19 protein-coding genes are annotated in these 21615 nt (G+C 54.1%); 8 read left to right on the top strand and 11 right to left on the bottom strand.

Annotated features, from left to right (window positions below):
- Positions 1–140 precede the first annotated feature (140 nt).
- From folP to dacB, 7 genes are all read right to left on the bottom strand, one after another.
- Positions 141–998, bottom strand: coding sequence for a dihydropteroate synthase (gene folP, locus ACR9EC_RS07320; RefSeq protein ID WP_435300630.1), 858 nt, complete (start codon positions 996–998; stop codon positions 141–143).
- 2 nt (positions 999–1000) lie between these two features.
- Positions 1001–1594, bottom strand: a complete 594-nt coding sequence (folE, locus tag ACR9EC_RS07325) for a GTP cyclohydrolase I FolE (RefSeq protein ID WP_435298588.1) — start codon at positions 1592–1594, stop codon at positions 1001–1003.
- Positions 1591–3609, bottom strand: a complete 2019-nt coding sequence (ftsH, locus tag ACR9EC_RS07330) for an ATP-dependent zinc metalloprotease FtsH (protein WP_435298589.1) — start codon at positions 3607–3609, stop codon at positions 1591–1593. Before ftsH ends, folE begins: the two co-directional genes overlap by 4 nt.
- 170 nt (positions 3610–3779) lie before the next feature.
- Complete coding sequence (gene hpt, locus ACR9EC_RS07335; RefSeq protein WP_435298590.1) at positions 3780–4334, bottom strand: hypoxanthine phosphoribosyltransferase; 555 nt, start codon at positions 4332–4334, stop codon at positions 3780–3782.
- A gap of 71 nt (positions 4335–4405) precedes the next feature.
- Positions 4406–5422: a tRNA lysidine(34) synthetase TilS gene (gene tilS / locus ACR9EC_RS07340; RefSeq protein WP_435298591.1), complete on the bottom strand. Its 1017-nt coding sequence runs from the start codon at positions 5420–5422 to the stop codon at positions 4406–4408.
- Positions 5423–5424: 2 nt separating this feature from the next.
- Complete coding sequence (locus ACR9EC_RS07345) at positions 5425–6561, bottom strand: zinc-dependent metalloprotease (protein ID WP_435298592.1); 1137 nt, start codon at positions 6559–6561, stop codon at positions 5425–5427.
- On the bottom strand, positions 6558–7994 hold the full coding sequence (dacB, locus tag ACR9EC_RS07350; protein ID WP_435298593.1) for a D-alanyl-D-alanine carboxypeptidase/D-alanyl-D-alanine endopeptidase: 1437 nt from the start codon (positions 7992–7994) through the stop codon (positions 6558–6560). The genes ACR9EC_RS07345 and dacB overlap by 4 nt, the downstream gene beginning before the upstream one ends.
- A 245-nt stretch (positions 7995–8239) precedes the next feature.
- Between dacB and ACR9EC_RS07355 the strand changes: the two genes are divergently transcribed.
- Entirely contained in the window at positions 8240–8740 is a 501-nt protein-coding gene (locus ACR9EC_RS07355) for an inorganic diphosphatase (RefSeq protein ID WP_435298594.1), read from the top strand.
- Between the two features lie 206 nt (positions 8741–8946).
- Here ACR9EC_RS07355 and ACR9EC_RS07360 read toward each other — a convergent pair whose 3' ends face one another.
- Complete coding sequence (locus ACR9EC_RS07360; RefSeq protein ID WP_435298595.1) at positions 8947–10464, bottom strand: NlpC/P60 family protein; 1518 nt, start codon at positions 10462–10464, stop codon at positions 8947–8949.
- A gap of 430 nt (positions 10465–10894) precedes the next feature.
- Between ACR9EC_RS07360 and ACR9EC_RS07365 the strand changes: the two genes are divergently transcribed.
- The 5 genes from ACR9EC_RS07365 to ACR9EC_RS07385 all read left to right on the top strand — a co-directional run bounded on the left by ACR9EC_RS07365 (position 10895) and on the right by ACR9EC_RS07385 (position 16350).
- The gene (locus tag ACR9EC_RS07365; protein WP_435298596.1) at positions 10895–12223 is read left to right on the top strand and encodes a bifunctional o-acetylhomoserine/o-acetylserine sulfhydrylase; all 1329 of its coding nucleotides are present in this window, start codon (positions 10895–10897) and stop codon (positions 12221–12223) included.
- A gap of 92 nt (positions 12224–12315) precedes the next feature.
- On the top strand, positions 12316–13542 hold the full coding sequence (gene metX, locus ACR9EC_RS07370) for a homoserine O-acetyltransferase MetX (protein ID WP_435298597.1): 1227 nt from the start codon (positions 12316–12318) through the stop codon (positions 13540–13542).
- 15 nt (positions 13543–13557) lie between these two features.
- Positions 13558–14289 carry a maleylpyruvate isomerase N-terminal domain-containing protein gene (locus tag ACR9EC_RS07375; protein WP_435298598.1) on the top strand — a complete coding sequence of 244 codons (732 nt, stop codon included), beginning with the start codon at positions 13558–13560 and terminating at the stop codon, positions 14287–14289.
- A gap of 61 nt (positions 14290–14350) precedes the next feature.
- Complete coding sequence (locus ACR9EC_RS07380) at positions 14351–15316, top strand: zinc-binding dehydrogenase (RefSeq protein ID WP_435298599.1); 966 nt, start codon at positions 14351–14353, stop codon at positions 15314–15316.
- Positions 15313–16350: an alpha/beta hydrolase gene (locus ACR9EC_RS07385; protein ID WP_435298600.1), complete on the top strand. Its 1038-nt coding sequence runs from the start codon at positions 15313–15315 to the stop codon at positions 16348–16350. The genes ACR9EC_RS07380 and ACR9EC_RS07385 overlap by 4 nt, the downstream gene beginning before the upstream one ends.
- On the opposite strand, the gene ACR9EC_RS07390 is transcribed toward ACR9EC_RS07385, so the two are convergent.
- Complete coding sequence (locus ACR9EC_RS07390; RefSeq protein WP_435298601.1) at positions 16347–17609, bottom strand: hypothetical protein; 1263 nt, start codon at positions 17607–17609, stop codon at positions 16347–16349. The two genes, ACR9EC_RS07385 and ACR9EC_RS07390, sit on opposite strands and share 4 nt — an antisense overlap.
- Complete coding sequence (locus ACR9EC_RS07395; RefSeq protein WP_435298602.1) at positions 17599–18582, bottom strand: hypothetical protein; 984 nt, start codon at positions 18580–18582, stop codon at positions 17599–17601. Before ACR9EC_RS07395 ends, ACR9EC_RS07390 begins: the two co-directional genes overlap by 11 nt.
- A 208-nt stretch (positions 18583–18790) precedes the next feature.
- On the opposite strand from ACR9EC_RS07395, the gene ACR9EC_RS07400 reads away from it, so the two are divergent.
- Together ACR9EC_RS07400 and ACR9EC_RS07405 are read left to right on the top strand one after the other, a co-directional pair.
- Positions 18791–19156, top strand: coding sequence for an ArsR/SmtB family transcription factor (locus ACR9EC_RS07400; protein ID WP_435298603.1), 366 nt, complete (start codon positions 18791–18793; stop codon positions 19154–19156).
- Between the two features lie 29 nt (positions 19157–19185).
- Positions 19186–20427: an MFS transporter gene (locus ACR9EC_RS07405; protein ID WP_435298604.1), complete on the top strand. Its 1242-nt coding sequence runs from the start codon at positions 19186–19188 to the stop codon at positions 20425–20427.
- A gap of 59 nt (positions 20428–20486) precedes the next feature.
- Here the strand turns inward: ACR9EC_RS07405 and ACR9EC_RS07410 are convergent, their stop codons facing one another.
- Entirely contained in the window at positions 20487–21476 is a 990-nt protein-coding gene (locus tag ACR9EC_RS07410; protein WP_435298605.1) for an Abi family protein, read from the bottom strand.
- Between the last annotated feature and the right edge of the window lie 139 nt (positions 21477–21615).

Here is a 21615-nt window from a genome sequence, read left to right on the forward strand (position 1 = left end):
CTCAGCGCGCTGTGGAGGTGGTGGGCAATACTGTCGCGCCCAGCAATCTTAGCGGGTTAGCATTCTCCGGGACTAGTCCCCATGTCCACCACATAGACACATAAGAGCACGTAATTGTCTAAATCACGCTCACATAACCTTCAAAGAGTCCTTGCGCTCTTCCACGCATGTGCGACTTTCAGCGCATCTGCCGACTCGCTCACGTTATGCACTCGCACCGCCCACGCACCATGAAAAGCCGAAAGCGCAGTTATTGCGGCAGTCGCATGATCACGTGCTTCAGGGGGCACAGGTGGCATGTCGGGTTGTGCAAGCAGGTGGCCTAAAAAGCGTTTACGTGATGCACCAATGAGCAGCGGAAAACCAAGTTCCACAAACTCTGGAGTATGCGCAAGCAAAGGCCAATTGTTTGCACCGCTCTTTGAAAAACCTAAACCTGGGTCTAAGACGATCTGCTCACGTCGAACGCCAGCCTCATATAAATGTTCAACACGCGACAGTAACTCGCGACGCACATCATCAACGACGTCGTCATACACTTCAAGCGAATCCATGACTTGCGCGTGTCCACGCCAATGCATAGCCACAAAAACGGCGCCCGTTTGCGCTGCAACATGCACCATGTCGTCGTCCGCTAAACCGCCAGAAACATCGTTGATGATGTGTGCACCGGCAGCAATAGCTTCTTGTGCCACACGTGCACGGGTCGTATCAACAGAAATAACAGCGCCATGCGAAGCCAACTCTGTAATGACAGGAATGACTCGGCGAAGTTCTTCATCCTCATCCACACGAGGAGCACCAGGACGAGTAGACTCACCGCCAACATCAAGAATGTCAGCGCCTTGCTCACGCAACAACAAACCATGCTGGACAGCAGCTTCATGAGAAAACCAGTTACCCCCGTCCGAGAACGAATCGGGGGTAACATTCACAACTCCCATGATCAATGTTCGATCAATGGTTGTGAGAGAAAGTGGTAGTGGTGCCGGATGCATAATCACTTGCCGATAATAAGGCTCATTGCTTCCGCTCGAGTAGCACCATCACGCATTTGGCCACGAACCGCGGATGTCACAGTTCGCGAGCCAGGTTTGCGAACACCACGCATAGACATGCACATGTGCTCACATTCCACGACAACAATCACGCCGCTGGCACCCAGCACGTCAACGAGCGCATCCGCGATCTGCCGGGTAAGGCGCTCTTGCACCTGCGGTCTGCGAGCAAACACCTCAACGGCCCGGGCAAGCTTACTCAACCCAGTAACCCGGCCTTCTGCCCCAGGGATGTAGCCGACGTGGGCTACTCCGTGGAAAGGCAGAAGATGGTGCTCACAGGTTGAGTACAGCTCGATATCCTTCACAAGGATCATCTCGTCGTGACCGATATCGAACACTGTACTCAAGATGCCTTCTGGGTCTTGTCCCAACCCAGAGAACGCCTCGTCGTATGCTCGGGCAACACGCATTGGTGTTTCTTTGAGGCCTTCGCGTTCTGGGTTCTCACCCAACGCCAGCAGCAATTCTTTTACTGCTGCGGCAGCACGCTCAAGATCTACTTCGCCCCGAACATCTGACCCGTGATCTGTCATTCTTGGCCGCTCTCAGATTCTTTCGTCAACGTACCGTTTTCGTCGTCTGAGTGTGGACCTACAACGATTCCACCCTGGTCTGATCCTTCTGGCAGGTTCGCTGGAGTCTCAATTGGGCCAGGTGCGTCAAGCAGTGGTCGTTCTTCCGACGAGTGCCATACTGCACGTTCGTCTCGCTTCACCACTGGGGCAAAGATTTCTGCGAGTTCTCGCTCGTTCAGGGTTTCCTTTTCGAGGAGTTCAACGACGAGCTGGTCCAGTACGTCACGGTATTGGGTCAGTACTTCCCATGCTTCTTTGTTAGCCACGTCAAGGAGTTCACGTACTTCGTCATCAATCGCGTTGGAAACGTTTGGTGAGAGTGCACGTGCGTTTTGTCCTTGGCCGTAACCGTATAAAGGTTCGCCGCCGCCTGAGCCGAGGTCAATGGTTCCTACGCGGGAACTCATACCGTATTTGGTGACCATCTTGTAAGCCGTAGCAGTAGCTTTCTCAATGTCATTTGAGGCACCCGTTGTTGGGTCCTTAAAGACGAGTTCTTCTGCGACACGACCACCCATGGCGTAGGCCATTTCGTCGAGCAGTTCGTTGCGGGTCTTCGAGTACTTGTCCTCTGTTGGCATGACCATGGTGTAACCCAAGGCGCGCCCACGTGGCAGGATCGTTACTTTAGTTACTGGGTCTGTGTGACGCATTGCCGCTGCGACGAGTGCGTGACCGCCCTCATGGTATGCGGTGTTTTTTAGTTCTTTTGCGTTCATCAGACGTGTACGTTTTTGCGGACCAGCGATAACACGGTCGATTGCTTCGTCGATTGCACGGTCATCAATGAGTTGCGCATTTGAGCGAGCTGTCAACAATGCTGCTTCGTTCAAAACGTTTGCTAGGTCAGCACCAGAGAAACCTGGCGTGCGCTTAGCAACTGAGTGCAAGTCGACGCCTTCAACCATTGGCTTGCCTTGTGCGTGGACTTTCAAGATCGCTTCGCGGCCCTTCAAGTCTGGGGGCTCAACTGCGATCTGACGGTCAAAACGTCCTGGACGCAGCAATGCTGGGTCGAGGATGTCTGGACGGTTTGTTGCAGCAATCAAAATGACGTTTGTTTTAACGTCGAAGCCATCCATTTCGACGAGGAGCTGGTTGAGGGTTTGTTCACGTTCGTCGTGTCCACCGCCCATACCTGCACCACGGTGACGGCCGACTGCGTCAATTTCGTCAACAAAGATAATTGCTGGCGCGTTTTCTTTAGCTTGTTGGAAGAGGTCACGCACACGCGAGGCACCCACACCAACAAACATTTCGACGAAGTCAGAACCAGAGATCGAATAGAACGGTACTCCTGCTTCACCAGCGACAGCACGTGCGAGCAGGGTTTTACCTGTTCCTGGAGGGCCGTACAGCAAAACGCCTTTAGGGATCTTTGCGCCCACGGCTTGGAACTTGGCAGGCTCGGAAAGGAACTCTTTGATTTCGCGGAGTTCTTCGACTGCTTCTTCTGCTCCAGCAACGTCAACAAACGTGACTTGAGGCATGTCTTTGTTTGCGAGTTTGGCCCGTGACTTGCCGAAGCCCATAACGTTACGTCCGCCGCCTTGCATGCGGGACATTAAGAAGAAGAAAAGGAACCCGATGATCAGGAACGGAATGATCAAGGAGAGCATCGACACAAAGAAGTTTGTGCGCGGCACCTCAGAGTTGAAGCCGTCCTTCGGAGCAGAGGCAGTTATTGCATCGACGATCTGCTCGCCTTGAGGAGCAACATAGTAGAACTCGACGCTCTTGCCTTTGTCTTTATCTTCTATCTTGAAAGGCTCACTCAACGTCAACCGGACGCGCTGATCACCATCAACGATGAGGGCTTGAGTAACTGTGTCTCCTTTAAGGAGTTCCAAGCCATCAGACGTGTCGATACGTGAGACTTTCTCCCTAAACAATGTTGAAGCAGCTAGTCCCAGAAGCACGACAGCGAGAATTACCCACACGAATGGGCCGCTAAAGAAACGCTTTTTTTTCATCGGCGATCGAGGTACTCCCCCGTATCCCTTCCTTTAAGGCATGCATGCACATCAGTACTCTGACGGTACACGGTTTAACTTCGAACGAGCTCGGATTGTTCCCATGTTCGCCAAGGGCACGAAGATTATAGTTTCACCCTAGTACCCGAACCGGCCTCGCACACAGTGAATTAGTTTTCGTATACGTGCGGCGCCAGAGTGCCGACGTAAGGCAGGCTACGGTAGCGCTCGTCGTAGTCGAGTCCGTATCCGACAACGAATTCGTTGGGGATATCAAAGCCAATGTATTTAACGTCTACCTTGACTTTTGCGGCTTCTGGTTTCCGCAGCATGGCGGCAACCTCAAGGGAAGCGCAGCCTCGTGAGCGTAGGTTTGACATCAGCCAAGACAGTGTGAGGCCTGAGTCAATAATGTCTTCGACGATCAGGACGTGACGGCCGGACAAATCTGCGTCTAGGTCTTTCAGAATGCGGACAACGCCAGAAGATTTTGTTCCGGAACCGTATGACGATACGGCCATCCAGTCCATTGCTACTTTGGTGTGTTGCAGTTTACGGGAAAGATCAGCCATCACCATGACTGCGCCTTTCAGCACGCCAACTAATAACAAATCTTTGTCTGCGTAATCTGCGTCAATCTTCGCGGCCAGTTCGTCGAGTTTGGCTGCTATTTCTTCTTCAGAAAGAAGAATATGGTCGATGTCGTTCGGTTGTGCAGAACCCACGAAGATGCTCCTCATGCGCGTTGGGTAGTGAGCTGCCCGCACTCACCTGTAGGCGATGCGGAAGTTACATATCAAACAGTAGGCCGTTTAATGACTATGTTTCCACTTTGCCGACGGGCTGAAGCGCCCCCCGGTAGGCTAATTGGGCCTTGTCCATGCCAGTGAGTTAAGAGCCTGTCGAGGTCAGCGACGTGCTTGTAATTGAGGGCGCTTGCCGAACTTCCAGCGCTTATCGCAGCGAATCTTAAGGCTCGGGTCCTTATTGCATGATGTGTTTTCAGCAAGGCAGAAACGCTTAATGTGATCTGTGTTTCATCCTCTTGAAAAGTTCCTATTGTCGCTTTCGCAAAGGCCTCTTGAGCGAGTTGCTCGAGTGCGTGTGCGTCGTCGTTGAGTTGCTCCGCTGTACGCGCAAGTGTAGAAACAATGCCTGGCCCTAATATTCGATCAAGCATCGGCACTACTGTTCCACGCACCTGTGACCGCAATGGCCCGTCTTCATATTCGAGGTTTGTTGGGTCAATCCAATAGTTCAAACCTTCGTGCTGACATATCGCTTCTGTTTCCGCTCTTGTTATACCGAGGAAAGGGCGATGGAAAATGCCCTTTTGTGCACGCATTCCAGCCAACGAGCGAGCGCCTGAACCGCGGGCTAAACCTAAGAGAACAGTTTCTGCTTGGTCGTCTATGGTGTGCCCGAGTAGTACGGTTTCCACCTGATGTTTTGCGGCAAGGCGCTCTAATTCGTGGTAGCGCACGTTCCGTGCTGCCGCTTCGGGGCCACCAGAGTTTGGCCCTGAAGCAACATGAACTTGAGCGATTTCAACAATATCGATGCCCAGTTTTGTGCAGGATTCAGCGGCTTCCGCCGCCACCTGCGCAGATCCTTCTTGCATGTTGTGGTCGATAATAAAAGCTGCTGTTGTGTGGCCTGTTCGTCGCGCAACAAACACTAACGATGCTGCTACCGCAAGCGAATCGGCGCCGCCAGAGCATGCCACAGCGATTGTGTCTGTGGATGGCAATTCGGCAAGCAGTGCTTTAACCGCGTTTCTCCCAGCCATAACGGCTTTAGGGGGAAGACTCACGCTTATTCCTCAGTTCCTTGCGTGTCACCGGGTATGTGCGCGGTGCGTTCTAGCCATTGAGCTGGCGACGAAAGTTCGTCTAGGGTCGGCAAATATTCTGGCCCGATAAAGACTCGGTTGAAGCTTTCTAGGCCAGCCCGGGAACGCACCCCGCGCACAAACTGGGCACCAACTTTGTATTGATTCTTTTTGGCGTCTAGCCCCGATACTCGGGAAAAAAGTTCGGCTGTTCGGTTGAGGTCTCGTTTACGAGATTCAAACTTTCGCCGCAACACGCGTTGTGCGGGCAGCACAGAACTTGGTATTAAATCCATCACGACATCTGCATGCCCTTCAAGCACAGACATCAATGCTGTGATTTCTTCAAGTTTCGCGTGTTGCACTTCGCTGAGCATGTATTCGATAACGGATTGCTGACCGCGTGCAGAACTAGACAGTGCTCGAGCCCACTGCACGAGTGAAGTCTCACTATCGAAGCCACGAATGAGTTCGTCTGCAATATCTCGCATGTATTGGGCTAACCAAGGCGCATGAGCGAATTGGAGGGCGTGGGTGAGTTCGTGCGTGGACACCCACAAAGAAAATTCTGTGAGGTTCACGGCCATTGAACGCTGTGTGGCCAGAATGTTAGGCGCGACTAAAACGAGGTTACCTAGTTCGCCTTCTTCGTTCGGGTTTCCTGTGTACTGGTGGGGGATGAACTGTCCGAGAGTTTTTTGGGCAAGGAACGTTAAAACGGCTGTTATTTCAACGGATGGGTTGACATCTGTGGGGTCTGGCTCGTTATCAATGGGTTCTGCACGGTTCGCACCGATGAGGTCTTCCATGCCACGTGCAGCCCACATTGCCCATCCTGCGCGGTCAACTATGGACACGTCACACAGCACGTCCCCATGTTTTTTCGCGTGTTCGGGGTGTGGCGTCAGTTGTGCAAGTTCTTGCACCATAGTCATCGCGTAACTGCTTTGTTCGCGCAGGGTTGCGACGACTTCTTCGGCTTTGAGCCGCGACACGTCTGGTCCAGGCCGCACGATGGACCCGGCCAGTCGTGCTGCCCGTTCCCATGGTGAGTTGGTCTGTGAGGATTGTGGTGTGCGGTAATCGCGGTATGCGTCACGCACTATTTTCATGATTTTCATGAACACCCGCATTCAGCAAGTTTTTCGACGAAAGCATCAATGGTTTTACGTGCACCCCATTGTCCGCCTTTGTGTCCTTTATCGGCGATGACAACGAAGGTAAGCATCCTGTTGTCTAAGGTAACGACGGTTCCAGCAAGTGAGGTTACTCCTGGGAGGCTTCCTGTTTTTGCGCGTACTAGCCCGCGTCCGTTTCGATCATAAAAGCGTTCATCTAGTGTTCCGTTGAGCGAGGCTACGGGCAGTCCAAATGCTGCTACGTGGAATTCTGGATGTTCTGGGCTGACAATCATCATTAAGATTTGGTTGATGAGTTCGGCAGTGAGCGTGGAGGTGTCGCCGAGCCCTGAGCAGTCGACGAGTGACACGCCGTTCGTGTCTAGTCCGAGTTTTTCGAGGCCTTGGACTACTGCGGTTGTAGCACCACTAAATGACCCGGGCAGCCCTCTGTCGCGTGCGATGGTCCTACCGACTACCTCAGTAATCGCGTTGTCTGATGTTGCTAGAAAATATTGAACGATCTGTGCCATGGGTGCTGAGGTGACTTCCCCGAGCACGTTGTCGCCTTCGGCACGTAGCGCTGCACCGTCGGATTCGTATATTCCCAGTTGTGGGTTGCCTGATACGTTAACGCCTCGTTCTTTTAACCGTTCAGCAAAGATTTCTCCTGCGGCAAGAGCTGGCTTGTCGTATCGGGGTGCATATTCACCATCTTTTTTACGGCCGACGTCTACCGCCACTACTGACACTGGTGCAGCAAACCCGAGGGATGCCATGTCGTTGTCCCATGGTCCTGTTGCTGATCCGGTGAATGCGGAGTCATCAATTTTTAAGGTGATGGTGTCAACACCGGCAAGTTTAAGTTTGTTTGCTACTTGGTCTGCTAGGTCGCCTAACCCTGCATGTCCGTTTACTTGTGTAACGTCACCGCTTTCTGCGGCTAACATCATGTCGCCTTCGCCGGCAAGGTAGAGCGTTGATTCTCCACTTAATACGACACGGGTTTTTAGGGTGCGATCAGCGCCGAGTTCGTCGAGCGCGACAATTGCGGTGAGGAGTTTTTGCACCGATGCACCGACGACTGCTGTGTCTGCTCGTGTTGACGCAATAGTGTCCCCCGTGAGGGGGTCGGAAACGACGACGGCAACTCGTGAGCCGATGGTGTCTTCGCTTTTGGCGAGCGACTTAATAAGGGATTCGACACTGGACTGCGTTGGTGTTGGCGCGTCTTCGGGTAGAGCTGTCAGTAATGATGCGGTAGTTGCACCAGCTGGTTCGACATTTATTGTTGGGAAAGGTCGTGGTTCTGGTTGTTGAGGTGAGTCGGTGAGCACTCCGGGCACAAGATCATGAATGTCAGCCCATGCGTATCCGCCTGCTACTACAAGAGCTGCTGCTACTGTGCCACCGACGGCTTTAGACAGGAGTCCCACGTACGGTTCTCTTTCCCCTAGTTTTATGCAATGACACATTGTGCACTGTATGTGCCATGTTCACTGCAAAGCCTACTTTGCTTTTCCTCTATAACGGGCCTGGGGACACGAATCACAACAGTTTCTCCTCAAGGAAGTACCATTGTCCTTTACCCTTGAAAGGGTCAACCAGATCAGTTACTAGTCTATTGAATACACCTCCTAGGCGCGTAACCCGCCCAGGCCAGGGTGCAACGGAGGAAGAAGTGGAATTCGACGTCACTATCGAGATTCCTAAGGGTCAACGTAACAAGTACGAAGTTGACCACAAGACAGGAAGAATCCGCCTAGACCGGATGCTGTTTACAGCAACACGGTACCCAGACGATTACGGCTTCATCGAGGGAACCCTTGGTGAGGATGGCGACCCCTTGGATGCGCTTGTGCTCCTTGAAGAGCCAACCTTCCCAGGTTGCCTTATTCGTTGTCGTGCACTTGGCATGTTCCGTATGGCTGATGAGGCTGGCGGAGATGACAAGGTTTTATGTGTTCCAACGGCGGATCAGCGTGCCGCGTGGCGTCAGGACATTGATGATGTTTCTGACTTCCACCGCCTTGAAGTACAGCACTTCTTTGAGGTTTATAAAGATCTTGAACCTGGGAAGTCTGTTGAAGGGGCACACTGGGTAGGTCGTGCCGAAGCAGAAGCTGAAATTGCACGTTCTTTCCAGCGTGCAAAAGATGCAGGATACTACGAGGAGCACTAAGGGTTTCCCTGCGTAAGGTCAACGCACATATGTGTTCTTACAGGGGGAAGTAGATATGAGCAGTCCCGCATTGTTCCCGTGTTCTGTGTGTGCAGAACGCCCGAACGTTTAGTTCATATCTTTCATGGTCTTGATATGGCGGAGGGGTGAGGCAAAGTTGCCTCACCCCTCCGCCATTATGTTTTCGACATATGGGATTGAGTTGGTTAGGGCCGGCCGGCGTAGGGCATGAGTCGCGAGTCCCACCGCATTGAAGTTATCCGCAGGGGCACACCTGGCCTACTTGCTTCAATTATTTGGTTGTTTCCCATATATATGGCGACGTGCGTGATTGAGTTTCCGTCGTTTGCCGCTGAGTTGTTTCCCCAGAACACGAGATCGCCAGGGCGCATGTTCGCAAGTTTTATTTTCAGTACTTGCGTGTATTGGCTGCGTGAGGTTCGGGTTAAGTTGACTCCCCCTTTGCGCCAAGCCACGGAGGTCAGGCCTGAGCAGTCGAAGCCGTTGGGTCCTGTTCCACCCCATACGTAGGGTTTCCCAAGGTGGTTTTTTGCTTCGCTTATGGCTTTCTTTCCGCCTGATGCGCTGCCAACAGAGGTTCCTGTACCAAGAGCCCATTTATTGCCGGATGGAGGTGTGGGAGTTGGGGTTGGTGTGGGGCTGGGGGGCCTCGTCGGAGTTGGGGTAGGTGTTGGACGTGGAGTTGTTGTTGGCGTGGGGGTAGGACTCGACGTTGGTGTGGTGGTAGGCGTTGTTGTGGGGTCTGGCCGTGGTGAAGATGTTGGGCTTGGTGTGGCCGTAGGAGTACGCGTTGGCGTTGGGGTAGCTGTTGGACGTGGAGTAGTTGTTGGCGTCGGGGTTTGAGGTTCTTCTGTGGGGCGTCCCGCTTCTTCAACGTGTACGGGGTCGTTAGCTTCTTGTTCTTGTTGCGCTATTCGGTCGAGGGCTTCTTGCCGTTCACGTTCGAGACGGTCTGCTGCTAGCTGTTCTTGACGTTGTCGTTCTTCTTCAATGCTGGCTTGTCGTGCGGCTGCGATCTCTTGGATGAGTGCTTCGCGTTCTTGAGTAACGCGTGCTGCTTCGCTATCCGCTTGTAGTTCCAGTTGCTGTGCAGTTGCGAGCGCGTTGGCTGCGCCTTCTCGTTTTTCGAGGGCTTGGGTGGCGGCGGTAGCGGCGGTTTCTTCTAGTACGTCTGAGACGACTTTTGCTGCTTGGAATTGTTGAAGTTTTTTATCGCTTTTGTTGTTGATTGCTTCGAGGGCGACGGATTCGGTGATGATGTCTTCGAGTCCGTGTGCGGTGAAGAGGGCGCCGAGTGTGTCGAGTGTGTGGCTGCCGTTGTGTGACTCGCGAGCAATTTTGACGACGAATCGGCGCGATTCGTTGAGTTGTTCGCGTGCGATGCGGGCTTTGTGGGCGGCTTCGTCGGCGAAGTCTTGTGTTTTTTGGTATTCGTCTACTGCGGTGACGTAGGCTTCACCGGCTGTGAGCATGTCGTTGTAGGCGGAGGCTTGTTGTTGTTCGAGTTCTGCGATGCGGACGTCGAGGGCTGCTATGTCGAGGGCGCGTTCGACGGGGTTGGGGTCGTTGGGTTCGGCTATGGCGTGGGGCACGATAGCGAGTGTTGCGATGAGTGTTGTTGCGATGCTTGTGATGAGGTGGCGTGCGCGTTGTGGGCGTGCTGGTGATGGGTGCGGGGCTACTGTGGCTTCTTTGTCCGACATCGCTGGCTTCCAAGGTGGGGAGGGTTCTGTGTAGAGACTACCTAGTAGAACTTGTTTTTTGTGGTACTTCTCCCCGTCCGCGTGTATTTTTGTCTGCTGTGCTGCGTGATTTTTTAGGCCTGTGAGCAGCACTTTAAGGAAAATCTCATTTTGTGGACGCTATTTTTACATTTGCTGTCCAGATGGCGAGAAAAAGGCGTGTTCGGTCTTCCATCCCTTCGCCACACATGCCAGAGTCATACCTATGACAAAACGAATGTGTTGATACAGCCCATGGCCCAAGCCATACCCCTGTCGCGCATTCGTATCGCCGGATCCCGCACCGGCACCTCACCTATGACGTTCCCACACGGAACACGTCATACACGCACATGCGCGCCAAGCTTGGGTGCCTACAGCAACAGCACACACCCCGACCTTGGAGAACACCATGACAACACCACACTGGTCTTTTGAAACACGCCAGATCCACGCAGGCCAAACCCCCGACCCCACAACCGGCGCACGCGCACTACCGATCTACCAAACCACCTCTTTCGTCTTCCCCGACGCAGACACCGCGGCAGACCGGTTCGCACTCAAAGACCTCGGCCCCATCTACACCCGCCTAGGCAACCCCACAACCGAAGTCGTCGAAAACCGTATCGCCTCACTAGAAGGTGGCGTCGGCGCCCTCCTCCTCGCCTCAGGACAAGCAGCCGAAACATTCGCGATTCTCAACATCGCTGAAGCAGGCGACCACGTCGTCGCAAGCCCCTCACTCTACGGTGGAACCTACAACCTCCTAGCGCACACCCTCAAAAAATACGGCATCGAAACCACCTTTGTTGAAGACCCGCACGACCTCGAACAGTGGCGCGCAGCAGCACGAGACAACACCAAACTTTTCTTTGCAGAATCCATCCCCAACCCCAAAGCTGACGTTCTCGACATCGAAGGTGTTGCCCACGTAGCGCACGACATCGGCGTGCCCCTGATCGTCGACAACACTGTCGCCACCCCATACCTCATCCGCCCCTTCGAATGGGGCGCGGACATCGTCGTACACTCCGCAACCAAATACCTAGGCGGGCACGGAAACGCTATCGGCGGAGTTATCGTCGACTCCGGCAACTTTGACTTCTCACAGCAGCCAGAACGCTTCCCCAACTACAACCAGCCAGACCCCACCTACAACGGCTTGGTATATGCCCGAGACCTAGGCGTCAACGGAATCCTCGGAGCAAACCTCGCGTTCATCCTCAAAGCACGAGTCCAACTCCTACGCGACCTCGGCTCATCCATCTCACCATTCAACGCCTTCCTCATCGCCCAAGGCATCGAAACCCTGTCCCTACGAGTAGAACGCCACGTCGAAAACGCAGAAAAAGTTGCGCATTGGCTCAACAACCGCGACGACGTCACCACCATCCACTACGCCGGGCTAGAAAGCTCACCATGGCACGCAAACGCCAAAAAATATGCGCCACGTGGAGCCGGAGCCATCGTGTCCTTTGACGTACAAGGCGGACTCGAAGCAGGAAAAGCATTCGTTACCGCCCTACAACTCCACTCAAACGTAGCCAACATCGGTGACGTACGATCCCTCGTCATCCACCCAGCTTCAACAACCCACTCACAACTCACCGAAGCTGAACTCCTCGCAAACGGAATCACACCAGGTCTCGTACGCCTATCCGTCGGAATCGAAAACATTGAAGACATCCTTGCGGACCTCGAACTAGGGTTCACAGCCGCAAAAGCAGCAGTAGAAGCCTAAACATTCATCCATCATGTGCCGCCGCACGTGCCACCCACAAGGTGAGACTGCAACGCGCGCGGCGGCACACATAAAGCAATATCGTGAGTCTGATGAGTCGTAACACACCACCACAAGCCCAACCGTGGACCCGGCACCACCAACCGGTACGTCCAGCATCGCAGCGAGCCACAAACCTCCCCGCATCTGGTGCACACAACACTAAAAACACCACACCGGCAGCATCCACAACAACAATCGGTGACCTCGAACTCGAAACCGGCGGCATACTCCCAACCGTCAACATCGCTTACCAAACATGGGGAACCCTCAACGAATCCCGAGACAACGCCGTTCTCGTCCTACACGCCTTAACCGGCGACTCCCACGTCACCCGAAACACCAGCCACCCGACAGACTCAACAAAAGGCTGGTGGGAAGACATGATCGGCCCAGGCGCCCCGATCGACACCAACAAATACTATGTTGTCGCGCCCAACGTCCTAGGTGGATGCGCAGGCACCACAGGGCCCTCAAGCAACGCCCCCGACGGCAAACCATGGGGAAGCCAATTCCCCGTCATCACCATCCGCGACCAAGTCCACGCCGAAATCCAATTCACAAAAAACCTCGGCATACAATCGTGGAGCCTCATCATCGGTGCATCAATGGGTGGACTACGCGTACTCGAATGGGCATTGCTCGGCCCAGAACACAACATTGACGTCAACTCCATAGCCGTCATCGCAGCCGCAGCCCAAGCAACAGGCGACCAAATCGCGTGGGCACACCCCCAAATCGCAGCCATCGAAGCAGACGCCAACTTCAACAACGGCGACTACTACGACCAACCACATGGACAAGGCCCCCACACCGGACTCGGCATAGCCCGCCAAATCGCACACACCACATACCGAAGCGCACGCGAACTCGACCAACGATTTGGACGCATCCCCCAACACGCAGAAGACCCCATGTTCGGTGGTCGCTTTGCAGTGCAGTCCTACCTCGACCATCACGCCGACAAACTCGCACGTCGCTTCGACGCAAACAGTTACATCGTGCTCACCCAAGCGATGCTCACCCACGACCTCGGCCGAGACCGCGGCGGCGTCGCCACCGCACTACGAACCATCACCTGCCCCACCCTCGTCGTCGCAGTCAACAGCGACCGTCTCTTCCTCCCACGAGAATCACAGCGCATAGCAACACACATTCCATCCGCGGAACCCCTCGAAACCCTCCACTCCGATTACGGACACGACGGTTTCCTCATAGAGTTTGACCAGTTAGGGCCAGTAGTAACCAAGTTCCTACATAGACACGCCAACATTCGGTAAGGAAGAATCGAGCACATGCCAGCAACATTCGCACAACTGACAGAATCGCTCGAGACCCAACTCACTCGACTACAAGAATGGCTCGAACCACTTGGCGAATACCTCGCTGGACAAGCACAACAGCCCTCATCTTTACCAGGATGGACAGTACGCGAACTCGTCGTACATATCGGTGGATGCCTAGACACACTCATCGACTCCTACCCTGCGCCGGCAGGAACCCACCCGCTTACCCTCGCCGAATATTTAGGCACCTACCCAAACCGTGCAGAAGAAATCAGCGAACTCACCCACGCTAAAGCAACCGAGCTCACCACCCCACTCAACGAATTCCTCGACGCACAACACAGCAAACTCACCGCGAAACTCGCCCAACTAGGCGACGACGAAGAACTCGTCATCCAAGGCCGACGAGGCCCTATCGAATTACGAGACATCGTCTTGTCCCGGCTCATCGAACTCGTCGTACACGCACTCGACTTAGAAGCCTCCCTCGCCGGGCGCGTAGACATGTCAGCGGGGAACAAACCCATCGACAAGCCCGCCCTCGACATCGTTGCCGACGAACTACTCAGCATTGTTGTAGCTCGCGGCGGACAACCACTCGATATAGTGCACCCAAGTTTGTGGGTGCGCCTTGCTACAGGGCGCCTCCCCTACAACACAGACCAGCTAGCACTCGCGCTCAACCCCACCCACACGGCAGGTGGAATTCCCGACCTAGGGCGAATGCTTCCACTCCTGTAAAACTAGATCTGACCCGCTACTACAGTGCACCAAACTCGTGGAGAAGCCGTATGGTAGAACCATGCGTGCAGGAGTCGTCACACACTTTGATACCAGCAACCCACTAGCCGGATTGCAGCTTATAGACGTGCCTGAACCGACCTGTGCACCGCACTGGTCACTCATACAGGTACGTGCAGCAGCACTCAACCACCACGACTTGTGGTCGCTTAAAGGTGTGGGCCTACGCGAATCACAGCTGCCCATGACATTAGGTACAGACGCGGCAGGAATCACGGAAGATGGCCAACGAGTAGTTGTCCATGGTGTGATCGGCGCAGACGGGCACGGTGTTGGCCCAACAGAACGCCGCAGCCTCCTCTCCGAAAAATATTCAGGCACCCTCAGCGAGAAACTTGCTGTACCCACAGCGAACCTCATTCCCATTCCCGACTCCATGACTTTTGAAACAGCCGCGTGCCTCCCGACAGCGTGGCTAACCGCCTATGCGCTTGTGTTTAATGCAGCACGCATCACACCGGGCCAAAGCGTCCTAATTCAAGGTGCAGGTGGCGGAGTCTCTACTGCGGCAGCAACGTTAGCTCTTGCCGCTGGCGCAACCGTCTATGTGACGTCACGCAGCGCAGAAAAACGTGACCGCATAAGCGCTTTAGGAGCTTACGCCGCGGCTCCTGGCGAACGCCTACCAGAACGCGTCGATGCAGTCATCGAAACTGTTGGGCGAGCCACATGGAGCCACTCCCTTGCGTCAGTGAAGCCGGAGGGAATCGTCGCTGTTGCTGGCGCAACATCAGGTGACCCAACGACAGCTGAACTGACCCGCATATTCTTCAACCAGATTCGCGTGCAAGGCGTCACCATGGGCACCCGTAAAGACCTTGCAGCGCTAGTCAATTTCGTTGCTCATCGCAACATCAACATCCCCATAGATTCAGTTTTTCCTTTCGAAAAACTCCAGCAAGCCATGGAACGCCTCCATAGTGGCCAACACTTTGGCAAAATTGTGGTGACTGTGGGGCACGATTGAACCGAAAAAAAGTTTCTCAACTGCCCTCATTCTTTAACCTGACAGATCCTTCCCCCTACACGCCACCCGTTAAGAACGTGTGGGATCAGGACTTCCTCAGCCCCGATTACAAAGTCACCACTCTCGATTTAGAGCCTGACGACGAAGGTGATGTCCCTATCACCGTCGTGAAATATCAACCGGACGGGTATGTCCGTTCGGCACGGGCCATTTTGTATATCCACGGGTGGAGCGACTACTTTTTCCAAACCGAAACCGCAGAGTTTTGGCATGAACACGGGGCAACTTTCTATGCCCTCGATTTAAGAAAATATGGCCGCAGTCTACGGCCATGGCAAACACCCGGCTATGTTGACGACCTTGCCACGTATTCGGCAGATATTAACGCCGCCTTAGATCTCATTCGCATGGATTTAGGACACAACACGTCCATCATGATCATGGCGCATTCAACAGGTGGTCTGACCTCGTCTTTATGGGCGCACTACAACCCACATAAAATTAGTGGCCTCATTTTGAACAGCCCCTGGCTAGAACTTCAAGGCTCATCTGTGGTGCGGACTGTTTCCCAGCCAGCTCTCCAACAATTAGCGAAATTACAGCCTAAAAACCCGCTGCCCAACCTTGATTCTGGGTTCTATTCCAGGGCAATAAGTAAAGACTTAGACGGCGAATGGGAATTCAACACGTTGTGGCGACCAACGCCTTCTTTCCCAGTTCGGGCCGGATGGCTGAACGCAATTACAACAGGTCATGCGCGGGTTGCACGCGGCTTAAACATTACGGCTCCGGTGCTTGTCTTAGCATCAGCAAAAACAACGATTTTGCCGAGATGGTCGGACGACATGCTCAGCAGCGACAGCGTGCTTGACGTTGAACTTATTGCGCGACGAGCAGTGCAGTTAGGACCCAGCATTACCGTGCAACGAATAGCAGGCGGGCTGCATGACCTTGCGCTCTCCCCACCTGCTATTCGCGCAACATATTACGAATCGATTTTGCGGTGGACTGCTGCATACGGGTGGATCGGTTAAACGTATCGGTAAGGGCTTCGTGACGATCCTCGTCGTAACACGAGGTGCCGCACGAGGGCGTATCCGATCAAGAGTGCGGCCACATAAATACTCCAGTCGAGCAGGCTCTTGCAGTAAGTGCCAATAAAGCGGGCATACTCGTTAATGAAAACTGATGTGTACCCGTCTTCTCGCACTGCCAGTTGAAAAAATAATTCAGTCGAGATAGGCCCTCGGAAAGCCCATAAAACTATAAAGTTCAGCCCAAGGAAAGCGTAAAACCAAGGTTGTGATCGGGCGGCCCATCTGCCCAAAGCGAGGATAAGTAACGCCATAATCGCGAGCGCAACACATATTTTTTTCACAATGGAGTACGCACTTTTCAGTTCGTACATGCTTTGTGCATCAAGGAACTCAACGCTCACATCAAGCTGCGCAATCGCCTCGTCAATTGCAGGTAGTCCTGTTGGATTTTTGGCCCACAGCGCTTTCAACTCGTTCAGGTCAATCATGACTGCGCCGTTGTAGTAAAGATCCGTGTCGCGTGGAACAAAACCCGTATTTACGATTTCGGTGACAACCTTACGGCTTTCTTCGCTAGCTTCACTCCATACTGTTCGGGCTTGGGGGCTCGTAAGAAAACCTCGAATATATGGTTTTAGCCATTGCTCTAAAAGTTTGTCGATCTGTGGGTCTAGCTGCTTGTGCTGGTCTAACTCTCGAAGCAGATATGACAGTTCTTCAGGGGTTTCGTTGTTTACGACATATTTTTCGAGTTCGTTGATTACTTCTGCGCGTGAGGTTTGCGCCCATATAGTTTCAACAACACGATCTGTAATTTCGTTGAGAGCTTTCGGGTTCGCTAAGACAACGTGCGGGACGCGAGTAAATTGTTCTTCACTTGATACTGCACGAATGAGTGAAAAATTTGCGACGAGAGCCCCGGCAAGAGTGACGAATAGCGTCGCGAGGAGCAGTCCGCTTACCACCCTAAGCACGGTGCGTTTTCGCACAGGTTTCGCTATTTTTTGTTGGGGTTGAGGCGGGGTATCGTCGAGAAGCCATTTTTCGATTAGGCGCTGGCTACCTGTGGGGTTCCTGTTAGGTGGCGGTGGTGGTGGATAATCTCGTCCAGTTTGAGGAGTGACGGCAGGTCGGTTAGCTTCCTGCTGATAGTCGAAAGCCGACGGCAAGGCTGCCTGTGAAGTGTGTGGTGGAGCAAACCTGCCATAGTTTTCTTTACCTGCTGCAGCAGGTGTCTCTGGACTGTTAGATGACACGTCGCCTCATGAAATACCACGCTAAAAGCACTGCTAGAAGTATCGCCCCGCCTATTGGAATAACCCTCAAATAGGCGTGTGCAACATCGTCTAGCACTGCTTCAACGAGCCGTTCGCCTAGCACTGCGCTCATCTCGTCGCCCATCAACGATTGAGGTGGGAAGATATGGATGGCGAAGCGAATAAAGTACGGTATGCCCGCCGAAGCAATAATGAGCACCGCGATGCTAATGCCTGTGAGCATTGTGCGACGAGCAAGGTACAGCGCCATACCTAATGCGGCAACGGCAACAATAGGCAGCCACACCGCGAGCGCATTCACTAGGTTGTAGTATGCGCGCAGTGTTGAAAGTTGTTCTTCTTCGAGTAGCGGCACTGTGATTGTTGTGCGGGCTAGCGCGTTGTCGATGCGTTCAACACTGCTTAATGAGGTGTTTGCGTTCCTGATGATTTCGGTGAGGTCTATTGCGATGGTGTCTTGACTGCGGTCGGGGTCTTCTAGTGCAGACATGAGTGCAGAATAGGTTTCGCGGTTTGCTGCGGCCCACAGATTTTGGAAAGTTGTAGAGCTTATAACTTGGTTTATTGCATTGGTTAGCCTTGGTCGAATGTATGCTTCGAGCTGGTCGCCGAGGTTGCGGCCTTGTACTATGCCAACGACTCTGTTGATTTTTCCGAGTGTTTCGTTGTCTGATTCTGCGATGCGTTGTTCAATGTCTGCTTTTTCGAGGGCTGTGTCTGTGATGGTTCGAGAGATGAGCCCTTGGATTTGGTGGTCTTGCGCGAGGTTGCTTACTGCGGACACGTATTTGTCTTCGTCGGTGATTGTGGTGGCTATCCACCGTGCTGTTACTGCGAGGGATGCGCATAGCACTCCGAGTATCACTAAAACGCTGACGAGGATTGTGCGTCGTTTACGCAGGCTGGAGCTACGCGGGGTCTTTGTAGCTGTGGGGGTGTTGTGTTTTTTCACGTGCGCTCCAGTGCGGTTGGGCGTTTAACGCACAACAAAATTGATCCTTTGAGTGTAGTCCTCTAGCGGTCTAGTTTCCCATCATTGAGGCGCGAGTTGGTCTCTTATATCCGTTTACAGATGTTTTCTTATGCTCGCTATATAATACCGTGTTGTTCTTTTGCCTCTTGAAGCTCATAGCGAAGACGACTCATGTTATTGTCTGCGTATGCATGCGGATAATGAATCTTATGAGGTAAACCCCGACTCGGAATATGTTGAACTTGCCGCAGAAGTATTAGGCCTGCTCAGCGACCCAACGCGAATCCGCATCGTGTGCGCACTCGCGCAAGCCAGCGAACTTTCAGTCAGCGCCCTTGCCAGCATCGTCAAGAAAAAACCCTCAGGAGTCTCCCAACACCTTGCCCGCCTGCGCATGGCCCGCATCGTCACAACACGACAAGACGGCACAAGCGTTCTATACCGACTCGTCGACGAACACGCTCTTTCCCTCGTCACAGAAGCCGTTAAACAAGCCGAACATGCAGTGTCACACGGGGCGATCCCTCCTCATCACACCTCACCAGCCCAGTAACCCATTCGCGATCACACCGAGACGAGATCATGCTTACCGTTCTGCGTAACAACACATACGCCAAACTTTTTTCAGCGCAAATCATCGCTTTGCTCGGAACAGGACTCCTCACCGTCGCACTAGGTCTCTTGGCATACGACATTGCAGGGAAAAACGCTGGCGTCATCCTAGGCGTAGCAATGACCATCAAAATGGTCGCTTACGTTGCGGTAGCACCGCTCAGTGCGGCGCTCACGTCGCGGCTTTCACGCAAACACGTCCTCATTGGCACAGACCTCGTGCGCGCGTCCATCGCACTCATGCTGCCGTTCGTCTCTGAAGCCTGGCATATTTATGTCCTCATTTTTCTTCTGCAATCAGCTTCTGCCACATTCACCCCAGCATTTCAGGCCGTCATTCCCTCGATTCTGCCGGACGAAGAAAAATATACTCAGGCGCTCTCCCTTTCCAGGCTCGCCTACGACCTTGAAGCACTAGCCAGCCCCCTCATTGCTGCCGCACTATTAACAATCATTTCGTACAACAACTTGTTCTTAGGCACAGTGTTGGGGTTCGCAGTGTCAGCGATCCTCATTTTCGCAGCGCACCTCCCCCACATTGATGCCCCGCAGCAGTCGCCATTCTTAGACCGTCTCACGCTAGGAGTGCGCGAATTTTGGCGTCGTGTTGAACTGCGCGGACTTATGGGGTTAAACCTCGTCGTCGCTACCGCAACCGCCATGGTCATTATCAACACTGTTGTGATCGCCCAAGGAGTGCTCAACCAAGACGAAAGCTTCGTTGCAATCATGCTTGGGGTATATGGCGGCGGCTCCATGCTTGTTGCCTTAACGATGCCGCGTGTTCTGGCACGCCGCTCCGATCACACCGTCATGCTCACTGGAGCGGTCATACTTCTTGCAGCCCTCGCAGGAGTCGGTAGTGCATTAGCGTGGAACACGACTGCCACGCAACGCATTGTCTTACTCGTTTTGTGGAGTGTTTTAGGTGCAGCAACATCACTGATTTTGACGCCACTTGCCCGCATTCTTCGTCGGCAAAGCTCAGAACAAACACGCCCCGCAGTGTTTGCGGCACAGTTTTCGCTCTCCCACAGTTGCTTCCTTGTCACGTATCCACTTGCTGGGGTTTTAGGCGCTTCACTTGGGCTTGCTACAACAGCGTGGCTGCTTGTTGGGATTGGTGTCGTCGGGCTTGGTATCGCAGGTGTTTCGTGGCGAAACCTCACCACTGCACAAAACCATCAATCTCAACAGCAGCCACGCGCATAATTGTCGCGTCAGGACCGGCGTGGAAGCAGCGCGCTACCGTACCTGCGCTGCGGAGCGTCTCATCCTCCAAGCCGACGGCTCCAGAACTCATCGTCCGCCCATTGTTCGGGAAATCCCATGCCGTGAAGGTTCATCACGGGCCGTGACTCGACCAGTTCATAGAGCCTGCCAGCCCAGCCGCTGCGCGGGGAGACCGTCTCCAGCACAGCCTGCAAAGACACCAGAACGGGATAAAGGCGTTTCCTCGACCGCTCTGGGAGGACACCGCTGCCCGCGAGCCAAGGGATCGAGGGAGTGGTCGGAATGACAGGGTACACGCCGAGGCCGACGTTCCACAGCCTGCCGTGATGGGCGCACACGTTCCGCACTCGGACGTACGTTTGGAGCCAAGATTTGAGCACAGGAGCGGTCAGACCGATGCTTTTCGCGACCGCAGTTTGGTCGGCCCGGAGCCTCAGATTACGGTAGGCGCTCGTCAGCTGGCCGATCGTCAGCGTCTCGACCATCAGCCAGGACGGCGGCAGCTCAGGAGCCCCGTACGTGGTCAGGTAGTGCTCCAGCGCTGATCGGTGAACAAGGGACATCATTTCCGCAGCCTCGTCTTGGTGCCGCCCGGTCGGTTCCGCGGCTGCCAGCAGCCTAGCATCAACAGTCTTCCGGACGATCTTGAGCAGCCCGTTGTGTTTCCCGCGGTCGCGGAAGTGTCCGGCGTCCATGTACCAGTGGGCATTGTCGTATGTCGTGGACATGTGATCGGTCAGCGCTGCTCGCACCGCGACCTCGACCCGTTCGACCGCGTCCAGTACGAGGAGCCGCAGAGCGCGGTCGAACACGTAGAGGTCCAATACCTCGTCGAAAGTAGTGCTGTCCCTCATCAGGTGGCTGGGTCCGGGCTGCTGGAACGGGATAGTGTACGGGGAGAGCCGGTAGTAGCCAATGTGCCGCAAGTACCGCACGGCCCGGTCCCTGTCGGGGACGACCATGCCCCTGTCAGTGAGGCGTGAGACCAGTGCATCGAGCGACATGGGCGGCTTGTCGAAGTCGAGCATTCCACGGGGCCTCGGCGTGCGGCCTTGACCTGCCATCGGCGCGCCTCCTCATTCAGGCAAAGAAAATCCCCCAAGTGCGCTTCAAAGAGAGGCGTGGGGGATGTAGTGGTTCGATTCTAGCACGAGGAGGCTTCGACCG

Source organism: Timonella sp. A28 (assembly GCF_051200815.1).
In the GTDB taxonomy this organism is placed as follows: Bacteria; Actinomycetota; Actinomycetes; order Actinomycetales; family Cellulomonadaceae; genus Timonella.